Annotated in this window: 11 protein-coding genes; 6 read left to right on the top strand and 5 right to left on the bottom strand. The window is 64.7% G+C overall.

Going from position 1 to position 12,344, the window contains the following annotated elements; all coding sequences use genetic code 11:
* Nucleotides 1-82: 82 nt before the first annotated feature.
* The 4 genes from DK842_RS15945 to DK842_RS15930 form a co-directional block, all read right to left on the bottom strand.
* Nucleotides 83-1,765, bottom strand: coding sequence for a glutamine--tRNA ligase/YqeY domain fusion protein (locus DK842_RS15945; RefSeq protein WP_114063766.1), 1,683 nt, complete (start codon nucleotides 1,763-1,765; stop codon nucleotides 83-85).
* A 122-nt stretch (nucleotides 1,766-1,887) separates the two neighbouring features.
* Nucleotides 1,888-2,502 (bottom strand): class I SAM-dependent methyltransferase, encoded by a 615-nt coding sequence (locus DK842_RS15940; protein WP_232538502.1) that lies wholly within the window; start codon nucleotides 2,500-2,502, stop codon nucleotides 1,888-1,890.
* Complete coding sequence (locus tag DK842_RS15935) at nucleotides 2,489-3,208, bottom strand: GNAT family N-acetyltransferase (protein ID WP_114062328.1); 720 nt, start codon at nucleotides 3,206-3,208, stop codon at nucleotides 2,489-2,491. The genes DK842_RS15940 and DK842_RS15935 overlap by 14 nt, the downstream gene beginning before the upstream one ends.
* 142 nt (nucleotides 3,209-3,350) lie before the next feature.
* Nucleotides 3,351-4,199 (bottom strand): Kdo hydroxylase family protein, encoded by an 849-nt coding sequence (locus DK842_RS15930; RefSeq protein ID WP_114062327.1) that lies wholly within the window; start codon nucleotides 4,197-4,199, stop codon nucleotides 3,351-3,353.
* Between the two features lie 261 nt (nucleotides 4,200-4,460).
* Here DK842_RS15930 and DK842_RS15925 point away from each other — a divergent pair, with 261 nt between their 5' ends.
* The 3 genes from DK842_RS15925 to DK842_RS15915 all read left to right on the top strand — a co-directional run bounded on the left by DK842_RS15925 (nucleotide 4,461) and on the right by DK842_RS15915 (nucleotide 9,298).
* Nucleotides 4,461-6,728, top strand: a complete 2,268-nt coding sequence (locus DK842_RS15925; protein WP_114062326.1) for a YgiQ family radical SAM protein — start codon at nucleotides 4,461-4,463, stop codon at nucleotides 6,726-6,728.
* 258 nt (nucleotides 6,729-6,986) lie between these two features.
* Nucleotides 6,987-8,462, top strand: a complete 1,476-nt coding sequence (locus tag DK842_RS15920) for a protein adenylyltransferase SelO (RefSeq protein ID WP_114062325.1) — start codon at nucleotides 6,987-6,989, stop codon at nucleotides 8,460-8,462.
* Between the two features lie 71 nt (nucleotides 8,463-8,533).
* Nucleotides 8,534-9,298, top strand: coding sequence for an FRG domain-containing protein (locus DK842_RS15915; RefSeq protein WP_114062324.1), 765 nt, complete (start codon nucleotides 8,534-8,536; stop codon nucleotides 9,296-9,298).
* Between the two features lie 2 nt (nucleotides 9,299-9,300).
* Here the strand turns inward: DK842_RS15915 and DK842_RS15910 are convergent, their stop codons facing one another.
* The gene (locus DK842_RS15910; RefSeq protein WP_114062323.1) at nucleotides 9,301-9,813 is read right to left on the bottom strand and encodes a GNAT family N-acetyltransferase; all 513 of its coding nucleotides are present in this window, start codon (nucleotides 9,811-9,813) and stop codon (nucleotides 9,301-9,303) included.
* A 175-nt stretch (nucleotides 9,814-9,988) separates the two neighbouring features.
* On the opposite strand from DK842_RS15910, the gene DK842_RS15905 reads away from it, so the two are divergent.
* Genes DK842_RS15905 through DK842_RS15895 form a run of 3 tightly spaced genes read left to right on the top strand, consistent with a single transcriptional unit; the run spans nucleotide 9,989 to nucleotide 12,337 of the window.
* Nucleotides 9,989-11,356 carry an HD-GYP domain-containing protein gene (locus DK842_RS15905; RefSeq protein WP_114062322.1) on the top strand — a complete coding sequence of 456 codons (1,368 nt, stop codon included), beginning with the start codon at nucleotides 9,989-9,991 and terminating at the stop codon, nucleotides 11,354-11,356.
* A gap of 4 nt (nucleotides 11,357-11,360) precedes the next feature.
* Nucleotides 11,361-11,822 carry a hypothetical protein gene (locus DK842_RS15900; protein WP_114062321.1) on the top strand — a complete coding sequence of 154 codons (462 nt, stop codon included), beginning with the start codon at nucleotides 11,361-11,363 and terminating at the stop codon, nucleotides 11,820-11,822.
* Nucleotides 11,823-11,863: 41 nt separating this feature from the next.
* A complete protein-coding gene (locus DK842_RS15895; RefSeq protein WP_168194900.1) occupies nucleotides 11,864-12,337 on the top strand; it encodes a GNAT family N-acetyltransferase in 474 nt (157 codons plus the stop codon).
* The last annotated feature ends 7 nt before the right edge of the window (nucleotides 12,338-12,344 follow it).

Here is a 12,344-nt window from a genome sequence, read left to right as displayed (position 1 = left end):
GCCAAGCCGGCTTGCGCGCGGAACCGCTCCACACGCAAAAATGGCGAACCCTGGGGTTCGCCATCGGCGGTACGGCTAACTCTTATTTCCAGCTGTCCTTCAAACCGACGGTGCGGTTGAACACGGCCTTGTCGCCCTGCCGGTGTTCGTAGCGGTCGGTGACGAAGTAACCCAGGCGCTCGAACTGGAAGCGGGTTTCCGGCTCCGCCTGCAACACCGAAGCTTCCACATAGGCCGGCACCAGCTTCAACGATTCCTGGCTCAAGAACTGGCGGAAGTCGACGTATTCGCCGTCTTCGCCGCGCACCGCGTCCGGACGCTGCTCAGTGAACAGGCGGTCGTACCAGCGCACGTCGGCCTGGATCGCGTGCTCGGCCGACACCCAGTGGATCACGCCCTTGACCTTGCGGCCTTCCGGGTTCTTGCCCAGCGTGTCGTGGTCGATCGAGCACTTCAGCTCGACGATTTCGCCATCGGCGTCCTTCACCACTTCGTCGCACTTGATCACGTAGGAGTAGCGCAGCCGCACTTCGCCGCCGGCGGTCAGCCGCTGCCACTTCGGCGGCGGCGTTTCGGCGAAGTCGTCGCGCTCGATCCAGATTTCGCGGGCGATGGGCACATCGCGCTCGCCGAACTCCGGATGGTGCGGATGGAACGGCGCGCTGCGGCTGGCGGTGACGGCGGCATCGTAGTTGGTCAGCGTCACTTTCAGCGGATTGACCACGGCCATCACGCGCGGCGAGTCGTTTTCCAGCGTCTCGCGCACCGCGCCTTCCAGGATGGCCATGTCGATGATGTTTTCGCTCTTCGACACGCCGATGCGCTGGGCGAACAGCTTGATGCCGGCCGGGCTGTAGCCGCGGCGGCGCATGCCGGCGATGGTGGGCATGCGCGGATCGTCCCAGCCGGTGACGAAGCCGTCGTTGACCAGCGCCTGCAGCTTGCGCTTGGAAGTCAGCGCGTACAGCAGCTCCAGCCGCGAGAACTCGATCTGCTGCGGATGGTGGCCGATGCTGATGTTGTCCAGCACCCAGTCGTACAACGGGCGGTGGTCTTCAAACTCCAGCGAGCACAGCGAATGGGTGATGCCCTCGATGGCGTCGGAAATGCAATGGGTGTAGTCGTACATCGGGTAGATGCACCACTTGTCGCCGGTGCGGTGATGATGCACGCGGCGGATGCGGTAGATGGCCGGATCGCGCAGATTGATGTTGCCGGAGGCCATGTCGATCTTCAGGCGCAGCGTCTTGCTGCCGTCGGCGAACTCGCCGTTCTTCATCCGGGTGAACAGGTCCAGGTTCTCTTCCGGACTGCGGTCGCGGTAGGGGCTGTTCTTGCCCGGCTCCGTCAGATTGCCGCGGTACTGGCGCATTTCCTCGGCGGACAGGTCGTCCACATAGGCCTTGCCGGCCTGGATCAGTTCGACGGCGTAGCCGTACAGGCGGTCGAAATAGTCCGATGCGTAGCGCACCTCGCCATTCCACTTGAAGCCCAGCCAGCTGATGTCCTGCTTGAACGCCTCGACGAACTCGTCCGACTCCTTCTCCGGATTGGTATCGTCCATGCGCAGATTGCACTGGCCGTTGTAGTCTTCGGCCAGGCCGAAGTTGATGCAAATCGCCTTGGCGTGGCCGATGTGGGCGAAGCCGTTCGGCTCCGGCGGGAAGCGGGTCACCACCGAGCTGCGGCGGCCTGCGGCCAGATCCTCGTCGATGATGCTGCGAATGAAGTTGTTGACAACCGGCGCGTTGTTTTCCGTGCTCATGTTCTGGCTGTGGGTCTGGATAGCGAATCGGCCATTGTAACCGATTTTGGCGGCGCGTTTCGAGCGCGCGCGCATTCCTGGCGCCCGCTTGAAACAGTGTCGTCGAATCCCCAACCGCGGGCTCAGGCCTCGCGCGCCAGCGCCGCTTCCCACAAGGCCTTGGGCAGGCCGTATTTGCCGGTGACATGATGCTCCAGCGACAGCATCCGCCAGCCGTCGGCGAACAAGCCCCGCACCGCTCGCTCGTTGAAGAAACGCTTGGGCGCGCCATCCACCAGATAATAATCGGGCCCGATCTCGGGGTGCCCGCTGGCGCCGTAATGGTGATCATCAGTGGCGTTGAGCCTGCACAGTAGCTTGCCGCCGGGCGCCAGGCACTGTCGGATGCGCGACACGATGTCCAAGGTTTCGTCCCAGGGGAAGTAGTGCAGCGACAGGCTGGCCACCACCGCTCCCGCTTGCCGGCCATCCAGCGGAAACGGCTGGCGCGCGTCCCGGCAGAGCACGCGGGCGGCCGGCGCCCGGCTAGCGGCGATAGCCGCCGCGGCGGCGGACACATCAAAAGCCACCAGCTCCAGGCCGGCCGCAGCCAGCCGTTCGGTGTCCTCGCCGCCGCCGCAGCCTATCTCCAGCACCGGCCCCGCCCTCCCCGCCTCGCGCAGCAGCGGCAGCCAGCGCTCCAGCCAGGGGTCGCGCGGCGCTTCCACCGCCGCCGGCATGACCTCAGGCGATTTCACTGGCGGCGGACAGAAAATCGCTCAACGGACGCAGCTGACGTCCATCGGCGCTGAAATTGCCATCGGCCAGATAGGCTTCGTAAGCCGAACGCAGCACATGCCACTCGCTATCCAGCATGGAAAACACATGGGTGTCGCGGTTGCGGCGCTTGACCACCATCGCCTGGCGCAACGTGCCTTCAAACCGGAAGCCCAGACGGCGGGCGGCGGACTCGGACGCGGCATTGCGCGAGTCGCAGCGCCACTCGCAACGGCGATAGCCCAACTGGAACGCGGTCCGCAACAGCAGATACACCGCCTCGGTCGCCAGGCGGGTTCGCCTCAGCCCGACCGAGAAATTGACGTGGCCGATCTCCACCGCGCCATGCGCCTGCACCGTCTGCCTGAATCCCAGAAAGCCCAGCGGCTGGTCCTGGCCCTTGGCGAAGACGACGTAGAGCGAAACATCCGCCGGCGCCACCGTCAGCGCCAGCCAGGTCATGAACGCGTCCTCATCGGAGAAGGGACCGTAAGGCAGGTGTTCCCAATGCGCGTCGTCGCCGGCGAACAGGCGGAACAGCGCCGCGCCGTGCCGGGGGGCGTCCAGCGGCAACAGCGTCGCCACTTCGCCCTGAATGGCCGCGACGGGCGGCTTGCCGGCGGAACGCCAGTCCGGGAGCGGCAGGACGGGGGAAAGGGAATGCGCGGAAACTTGCGGAGAATTCATGCGGGGCAGCCATTTCGTCTGATTTTCAATGGAGACTCCCGCCGGCGGCCGAACCAGGCGCAGCCAGCGAGAATGGCGTCATTTTGCAACAGAAGCCGCAAATGACAAACCAAGAAACCAGTCCTTTGGGTCAGGCACAGCTTTACACCAGCGCTCTTCCAGTCAGACGCTCCAGCTGCCGCAGCGGCGACTTGGCCGGATCATCCATGCTCTCCAGCGGCAGCCACAGCGTCTGCTCCAGCATGAACTGGCCGGACATCACCGCGTGGGAGGCATGGTCGGAGAAGCAGATCCAGGCGCCGCCCGGCGCGAACGGCACCGTCTGCTGCGGACAGCGTTCCTGATACTCCAGATCCGCCTTCATCGCGTCGTGCAGGTGCAGCATGATGTGGTCGTAGCCGCTGCGCTTGCGCTTGGTGATCTTCAGCCCCGCCAGCAGCGCGGCCGAGCCGGGCCATTGCCGCGGCACGCGCGGCAGCATCTTTTCAGCCATGTCCTCGAACGGCTCGCCGACGCGCCATACGCGCGGCTCGCCTGCCGGATTGATGTTGCAGAACACGCGCAGAATGCGCTCGCCATAGGTAGGCCGCGACGGAAAGGCGTCCACGTGCAACCGGCTGTCGTCCTTGCGCCACGATGTCTTGCGGTCCTCCACCCGCACCAGGCGCAGGCTGGTGGGCGCGGCGCGAGTCTTGCCCTGGTACTCCGGCAGCACGCGGGCCAGCAGGTCGGCCGCCGCCTGCTGATAGCGAGAAATCAGCGCCCGCACCGCCCGCTGGGCATCGTCGCCGCCCAATACGCCGTGCAGCGCGCCGTTGCCCGGCTCAAGGCTGATGTTCTTGCGCTTGGGATCGGCAATCGCGGGGTTGAGCAAAGCCTGCTCCGCGGCGCTGAGCGAAAACCCGAAGTCCGGCACATGCAGCACCGAGCCCGCCTCCAGCTTGCCCACCAAACCGCTCGCCCCTTGCGCCACGTTGACAATGCGCTCCATTTCGCCCCTCTCCACCACCCGGTAATGTTCGTTCCGCCGCGCACTCCGCGCCGCGCAGGCCGGCAAGGGTACACCCAAAGCGCCGGCCGAGGCAGCCCCGCCAAAGGCCAGGCCAGCCAGCATCTTGATTTGGCTGGAAAAACACGCCAGGCAAAGCCCCTATCGCCAACCGGGCGATTCGCGGGAATAAACAGTTGTTTATGCTGATTTTTTTGCCAGAATGCGGCATAATGGCCGGCTGCCTGAATTCGACGTGAACGCATGACTACTCCGCAAGCCAAACCAATCGATTCCTACCGCAAGTACTGGGCCAGCCGTTTCGGCACCGCCCCGTTCCTGCCGATGACCCGCGCCGAAATGGACGAGCTGGGTTGGGACTCCTGCGACATCATCCTGATCACAGGGGACTGCTACATCGACCACCCGAGCTTCGGCATGGCGCTGGTGGGCCGTTTGCTGGAGGCGCAGGGCTTTCGCGTCGGCATCATCGCCCAGCCGGACTGGCACAGCGCGGACGCGTTCCGCGAACTGGGCAAGCCGAACCTGTTCTTCGGCGTCACCGCCGGCAATATGGATTCGATGATCAACCGCTACACCGCCGACCGCCGCGCGCGCTCCGACGACGCCTACACGCCGAACGCCGAGCCCAACAAACGCCCGGACCGCGCGGTCACCGTCTACGCCCAGCGCTGCCGCGAGGCCTACCCCGGCGTCGGCGTGATGATAGGCAGCATCGAGGCCAGCTTGCGCCGCATCGCCCACTTCGACTACTGGAGCGACAAGGTGCGCCCGTCGGTGCTGGTCAACTCCAAGGCCGACATCCTGCTGTACGGCAACGCCGAGCGCGCGCTGGTGGAGATCGCCCACCGCGCGGCCAAGGGCGAAAAGCTGTCCGAGATGCGCGACATCCGCGGCACCGCCTTCATCGTGCCGCACGGCTGGCGTCCGGACGACGAATGGCAGGAGATGGACTCCAGCGTGGTGGACACGCCGGGCCGCGTCGACCCGCACCTGAACCCGTATCAGGAAATCCCGGAGCAGGCGGCCGAAGCCACCAAGGGCATCGATCCGTCCAAGCCGCAGGTGATACGCATCGAATCGCGCGAGGAACGCCTGGCCAAGCGCCGCGCCGAGCGCGCCAAGACCGTGATCCGCATCCCGGCCTACGAAGCCGTGGCCCACGACCCGGTGCTGTACGCCCACGCCAGCCGCACGCTGCACCTGGAATCCAATCCCGGCAACGCCCGCGCGCTGGTGCAGATGCACGGCGAGCGCGACGTGTGGCTGACGCCGCCGCCGATTCCGCTGGTCACCGAGGAAATGGACTTCGTCTACGGCCTGCCCTACGCCCGTAATCCGCACCCGGCCTACGGCGACGCGCATATCCCGGCCTGGGAGATGATCAAGTACTCGGTCAACATCATGCGCGGCTGTTTCGGCGGCTGCACCTTCTGCTCGATCACCGAGCACGAAGGCCGCATCATCCAGAGCCGCTCGGAAGAATCCATCCTGCACGAGATCGAGGAAATCCGCGACAAAACCCCGGGCTTCACCGGCCACATCTCCGACCTGGGCGGCCCGACCGCGAACATGTACCGCTTGAGCTGCAAGGACCCGAAGATCGAGTCGTCCTGTAGAAAGCTGTCCTGCGTGTTTCCGGACATCTGCGAAAACCTCAACACCGACCACAGCCACCTGATCCAGCTGTACCGCAAGGCGCGCGCGCTGCCGGGCGTGAAGAAGATCAACATCCAGTCCGGCCTGCGCTACGACCTGGCCGTGCGCTCGCCCGAATACATCAAGGAACTGGTGCAGCACCACGTCGGCGGCTATCTGAAGATCGCCCCGGAGCACACCGAGGACGGCCCGCTGTCCAAGATGATGAAGCCGGGCATGGGCGCCTACGACAAGTTCAAGGAGCTGTTCGAGCGCTTCAGCCGCCAGGCCGGCAAGGAACAGTACCTGATCCCCTACTTCATCGCCGCCCACCCAGGCACCAGCGATGAGGACATGATGAATCTGGCGCTGTGGCTGAAGAAGAACAACTTCCGCCTGGACCAGGTGCAGACCTTCACGCCGACGCCGATGGCGATGGCCACCACCATGTGGCACACCCGCCGCAATCCGCTGAAGCGCCTGTCGCGCAGCTCGGAAAAGGTGGACGTGGTGCGCGACGGCTATCGCCGCAAGCTGCACAAGGCTTTCCTGCGCTACCACCATCCGGACAACTGGCAGATCCTCCACGACGCGCTGATCCAGATGGGCCGCAGCGACCTGATCGGCCACAGCAAGCACTGCCTGATCCCGCCGACGCCGCCCGGCGACAAGGCCGCCGCGGTGCGCCACAAGATGGGCGCGCCGATGAGCCGCGGCAAGCCCGCCGGCGCCCGCCAGCCGCAACAGGGGCAGCGCGCCAAGCCGGCCGCAGCCGTCGGCTCGCGCGGCCAGGGCGGCCGGCCGGCATCCGGCAAACCCCAGGCAGGCCGCTCGCCGGCCAAACCCGGCGGCAAGACCGGCCGCAGCCGCTGACGCCGCCCCGCCAGAAAACGCCGCGAAACCGCGGCGTTTTTCGCTCCGGCCCTCCGTTCATGACAATGCGCTGGCATCCCATCCGGACTAAGCGCACAATATCGCCGACGGCATGCCATAAACGGTAACACTCCGCCGCGAAACTGAATGCCGCAGCAATGGCGCCCCCTCCCCATCGCCAAACCGCTCGCCTCCGGGCGCGCGGTTGGGGAACGGGGCAGACAAACCTCACTCCACCCCTCCGCTCACGAGACCGCCATGATCCGCATCGCCTTCGACCACAGCTACGCCCGCGACCTGCCCGACGCCTGGGCGCCGGTGCGGCCGGACACGCCGCCGGCGCCGGAGCTGCTGTATTGGAACGCCGAGCTGGCCGACGAACTGGGACTGGACGCGAGCCAGGCCGACGAGAACGAACTGGCGCGGCTGTTCTCCGGCGCGGACATCCCCGAAGGCGCGCAACCGATCGCCCAGGCCTATGCCGGCCACCAGTTCGGCGGCCTGTCGCCGTCGCTGGGCGACGGGCGCGCGCTGCTCTTGGGCGAAATCATGGACAACAACGGCCAGCGGCGCGACATCGCCCTCAAGGGCAGCGGCCAGACGCCGTTCTCGCGCCGCGGCGACGGCAAGGCCGCCGTCGGTCCGATGCTGAGGGAGTTGATCGTCGGCGAGGCGATGCAGGCGCTGGGCATCCCCACCACCCGCGCGCTGGCGGTGACGGCCACCGGTGAGTCCGTTCATCGCGAGCGCCCCCTTCCCGGCGCGGTGCTGGCCCGCGTCGCGGCCAGCCATCTGCGCGTCGGCACCTTCCAGTACTTCGCCATCCGCGGCGAAACCGGCATGCTGGAAAAGCTGGCCGACTACACCATCGCCCGCCACTATCCGGAGCTGGCCGGCCAGGACGGCCGCCACCTGGCGCTGCTGGCCGCCGTGGCGGAGCGCCAGGCGGCGCTGATCGCCCGCTGGATGCACGCCGGCTTCATCCACGGCGTGATGAACACCGACAACATGGCGCTGTCCGGCGAAACCATAGACTACGGCCCCTGCGCCTTCATGGACGCCCACTACCCCGGCACCGTGTTCAGCTCGATAGACCATCAGGGCCGCTATTCTTACGGCAACCAGCCCGCCATCGCCCAATGGAACCTGGCCCGCTTCGCCGAAACCCTGCTGCCGTTGATCTCCCCGGCAGATCCGGCCGCCGCCGTGCCGGCCGCCACCGAAATCGTCGAAGGCTTCGAGGAACAATATCAGCGCCGCTGGCTGGAGCAGGCGCGCCGCAAGCTGGGCCTGGAGGGCGAGCGCGACGGCGATCAGGCGCTGGCCGACGACTGGCTGGTGCTGCTGGCCGCCCACGGCGTCGACCACACCCTGGCCTGGCGCTATCTGGCCGACGAAGCGGAAGGCAAGCCCGAACGGCTGACGTCCCTGTTCCCATCGCCGGACACGCTGGCACCATGGCTCAAGCAATGGCATGCCCGCCACGTGCCGCGCACCCGCCGCCCGCCCGACATCGCCGCCGCGATGCGCCGCGAAAGCCCGCTCTACATCCCGCGCAACCATCTGGTGGAAGAAGCATTGGACGCCGCCAGCGAACGCGGCGACATGAAGCCGGCGCTGAAGCTATTGGAAGTGCTGCGCCAGCCGTTCACCGAGCGCGAGGGCCTGGAACGCTACGCGCTGCCGGCGGAGCCGGAACTGGCCGAGGGGTACAGGACGTTTTGCGGGACGTAAAAATTAATTCAAACCCACATCAACTCTGAGCCATAGCCCATAACTACAAATAAACTATTTCACTATAAGAAATGAAATATATCAGAACAAAAAAGATCCACTCCCTGCCAGACTACCTTCAATTTATTGAAGAAAATTGCACAGGCCATCGAAACGTCTTATTTCGTGGCCATGCTGACTCCTCATGGAGACTTGAACCAAAATTAGCACGCATTCCACTCAGACCCGCATTAAGATCGACACAAGCAGAGATCGAGATATTATCCGAGTTTAAACGCCGCGCATCTTCTCTCGCCCCAAGAGATGTAACCAGCGATTGGGACTGGCTGGCACTAGCACAACACCATGGCCTACCAACTAGGTTACTAGACTGGACAACCAACGCACTAGTTGCCTTCTGGTTTACCATCGAAAACCCACCCAAATCCGGACAGGATGGTTCAATTTGGATTTTCTTCAACGAACCTAATGACTATGCAGATAGCCAATCACTACCAAACCCATTCTCAATCAATAAAACACTAATTTATCGCCCCAGACATGCATCCACACGTATCATTGCACAATCTGGCTGGTTCACCATTCACAAACGAATTGGGAAATCAGATCAATTTACTCCACTAGAGAAGAATAAGGCCTATAAAGAAAGACTCATCAAGCTAGTTATCCCTGGAAAAGCATTCTGCGTACTTAGAGAAGACATTAATCGCTGCGGAATAAATTCCGCCTCAATCTTTCCAGGCCTTGATGGTCTAGCCAAACAAATAACATGGGAATTCTCACCTCCATCCGATGAAACTGAACTCATCCAAATGATACAAAAAGAAAATATCTAATATTATTCAATCATTTTTTTCGCCATCACATAATCATCCATCACAAATCCATTGCCGATATCGGCCGCCACCTCCCCTCGCACGCGGAAGCCGCGTTTTTCGTATACAGCGATGGCCTCGGCGTTGTGGCGGTTGACGGTCAACATCAGCGTGGCGCAGTCCATCGCGCGGGCCGCGGCCTCCACTTCGTCCATCATCCGGCCGCCCAGGCCCTGGCCGCGCAGTTCTTCCAATAGATACAGCTGCTCCAGTTTCATCTCGCCGGGAGGCTCGGCCAGCGCGTAGCTGCAATAGCCTACCGGCCGGCCCTCCGCCCGCAGCAGGCGAAACCAGCGGTCCGGCGCGTCCAGATAGCGGCTGAGCTTTTCCGGCGTGTAGCGGCCGGACACCATGTAGTCGATCTGCTCTCGGCTGATCATGCCGATGAAGTGCTTGCGCCAGATTTCGGCGCCCAATGCAGCGATGATGGAGAAATCTTCTTCCGCGAGAAAATCCAGAGTGATAGTTGCCGACATGCGCGCTCCTGAAGCGTGGGTGAACAACGCCCGCCAATGAATGACAAAAGCATGATCACGCAAATCTTCCCGCCCTGTCCAGCGCCCCCTTGGCGCCGCCAACTGTCATTGCGAAAACTTCTTTCGCCGCGCATAAACAAAACATCGCCAACCTGCCCTCCGGCAAGGAGCGCCCATGGCCGCCACCCTGAAACTGTCGCAACTGATCAGCGCACTCAGCTACGCGCTGGACATCACCGAAGGCCAGCCCGAAGGCCATTGCGTCCGCAGCTGCTGGATAGGCATGCATATCGGCCGCGCGCTGGGCCTGGCGCCGCAGGAGCTGTGGGACCTCTACTACGCCATCCTGCTGAAAGACCTGGGCTGCAGCAGCAACGCCGCCCGCATCTGCGAGCTCTACCTGACCGACGACCGCAGCTTCAAGCAGGACTTCAAGCAGGTGGGCGTCAGCCTGCCGCAGATGCTGGGCTTCGTGTTCAGCAACACCGGCACCCACGCCGCCGGCTGGCGCGAGCGCGCCGCCTCCATCGTCAACGTGCTGCGCCGCGGCAAGGAAATGGCGGACGAGCTGATCAACACCCGCTGCCACCGCGGCGCGGACATCGCCCGCCAGCTGCGCTTCAACGAAAACGTGGCCAACGGCATCCAGTACCTGGACGAGCACTGGGACGGCTCCGGCCGCCCGCTGGGCCTGCAGCGCGACGCCATCCCGCTGAACGCGCGCATCGCGCTGCTGGCCCAGGTGATAGACGTGTTCCACGTCACCCATGGCCGCCACGCGGCGCTGGACGAGGCGGTGAAGCGCGGCGGCGGCTGGTTCGACCCGGAGTTGGTGGCCGCCTTCCGCGACGCCGGCCGCGACACGGCGTTCTGGCAGCGGCTGGAGTCCGACGACATCGAGCGCGCGGTGCTGGAGCTGGAGCCAGCCCAGTGCGCGGTGCCGCTGGACGAGGACTATATGGACGAGATCGCCGAGGGCTTCGGCCAGGTGGTGGACTCCAAGAGCCCGTTCACCGCCGGCCACAGCCATCGGGTCGGCCACTACGCCGACCGCATCGGCGAAGAGCTGGGCCTGAATCCGCAACGCAGGCGCTGGCTGAAGCGCGGCGCGCTGCTGCACGACGTGGGCAAGCTGGGCGTCAGCAACACCATACTGGACAAGCCCGGCCCGCTGGATGACGCGGAATGGGCGGCGATACGCCGCCATCCTGTCCATACCGAAACCATACTCGGCCGCATCGAGTCCTTCGCCGAGCTGGCCAAGGTGGCGGGCGCCCACCACGAGCGGCTGGACGGCAAAGGCTATCCGCGCGGCCTCGCGGCCAGCGAGATCGCGCTGGAAACCCGCGTCATCACCACCGCCGACATCTTCGATGCCATTCACGCCGCCCGCCCCTATCACCCGGAAAACCCGGTGCCGGAAACGCTGGACATCATGCGGCGCAGCCTGGGCAGCGCGCTGGACCCCGCCTGCTTCGCCGCGCTGGAGGCGGTGCTGCGCGAAGAAGACGCGCTGGAAAGCGACGTCATCTGCCTGACTTGAGCCCATGAACGACACGTTGGAGCGCCTCGCCGCCGCGCTCAATCTGGATTCGCCGGAGCGGGAAACGCTACGGCTTCATTTCGGCCTGGCCTGCGCCCGGCGTGTGGAGCGCTTGCTAGAAGACGAGCAGGCGCGGCATGGCCTGGACGCGCTGGAGCGCTATCTGGCCGGCGGAATAGACCGCGCGGCGCTGCAGCAAGCGGCGGAAACCGCCGCCCGGCTGGCCAACTCGCACCCCGGCTCCCATTCGCTGGACGGCTGCGGCCACGCCGCGGTTTCGGCCAGCTACGCGGCAGCCAAGGCGCTGGCCGGCCAAGCGCTGCAGGCGGCGGAATACGCGGCCTATGCCGCGGTGTATGGAGAGGGCGGCTACGGCGCGGCGATGGAGCGGGAAGCCTTTGCCCCGGAATTCGAATGGCAGGCCGCCTGCCTGGCCGAACTGGCGGAGGCGATGAAAATCGGCTAACAATATGGCCTTATGATCCTTCGCCGCCAGAACGCAGCAACATGCATCCACACCTGATACGCAGAGCCACCCTCGCCGATCTGACGCAGATGAACCGAGTAGCGTTCGAATCCAAGGCGCACTGGGCTTATACCATTCGCCAGCTGGAAGCCTGGCGCGATGACTTGATGACCCCGTCGCACACGCTGGCCAGCCATCCCACCTTCGTCGCGGAAGTCGGCGGCAGAGTCGTGGGCTTTGTCCAGCTGGACCCCTGCGCCTCGCCCTGGAGCCTGGCGTCGCTGTGGGTGCTGCCGGAATGCATGGGCCGCGGCTTGGGCAAGGCGCTGCTGGGACGGGCGCTGGACATCGCCCGCGCCGCCGGGCAGACGGATATCGCGATAGACGCCGATCCCAACGCGTTGGGCTTTTACCAATCCTTCGGCGCGCGGCGACAAAGCGTCGTTTCCGCGCCAATAGAAGGCCAGCCGGAGCGCGTCAGGCCGCAACTGCTTCTGGCCACGTCGCAAGCTTAAAGCGGCT

The organism is Chromobacterium phragmitis (assembly GCF_003325475.1).
GTDB lineage: Bacteria > Pseudomonadota > Gammaproteobacteria > Burkholderiales > Chromobacteriaceae > Chromobacterium > Chromobacterium phragmitis.
This window is presented reverse-complemented; position numbering and strand designations above follow the sequence as displayed.

Bases quoted from the DNA above. Each gene is read 5' to 3' on its own strand.
- DK842_RS15910 (WP_114062323.1), bottom strand. From the start codon at position 9,813: ATGTCGGCAACTATCACTCTGGATTTTCTCGCGGAAGAAGATTTCTCC.
- DK842_RS15900 (WP_114062321.1), top strand. From the start codon at position 11,361: ATGAACGACACGTTGGAGCGCCTCGCCGCCGCGCTCAATCTGGATTCG.
- DK842_RS15925 (WP_114062326.1), top strand. From the start codon at position 4,461: ATGACTACTCCGCAAGCCAAACCAATCGATTCCTACCGCAAGTACTGG.
- DK842_RS15935 (WP_114062328.1), bottom strand. From the start codon at position 3,208: ATGAATTCTCCGCAAGTTTCCGCGCATTCCCTTTCCCCCGTCCTGCCG.
- DK842_RS15945 (WP_114063766.1), bottom strand. From the start codon at position 1,765: ATGAGCACGGAAAACAACGCGCCGGTTGTCAACAACTTCATTCGCAGC.
- DK842_RS15920 (WP_114062325.1), top strand. From the start codon at position 6,987: ATGATCCGCATCGCCTTCGACCACAGCTACGCCCGCGACCTGCCCGAC.
- DK842_RS15905 (WP_114062322.1), top strand. From the start codon at position 9,989: ATGGCCGCCACCCTGAAACTGTCGCAACTGATCAGCGCACTCAGCTAC.
- DK842_RS15930 (WP_114062327.1), bottom strand. From the start codon at position 4,199: ATGGAGCGCATTGTCAACGTGGCGCAAGGGGCGAGCGGTTTGGTGGGC.
- DK842_RS15895 (WP_168194900.1), top strand. From the start codon at position 11,864: ATGCATCCACACCTGATACGCAGAGCCACCCTCGCCGATCTGACGCAG.
- DK842_RS15915 (WP_114062324.1), top strand. From the start codon at position 8,534: ATGAAATATATCAGAACAAAAAAGATCCACTCCCTGCCAGACTACCTT.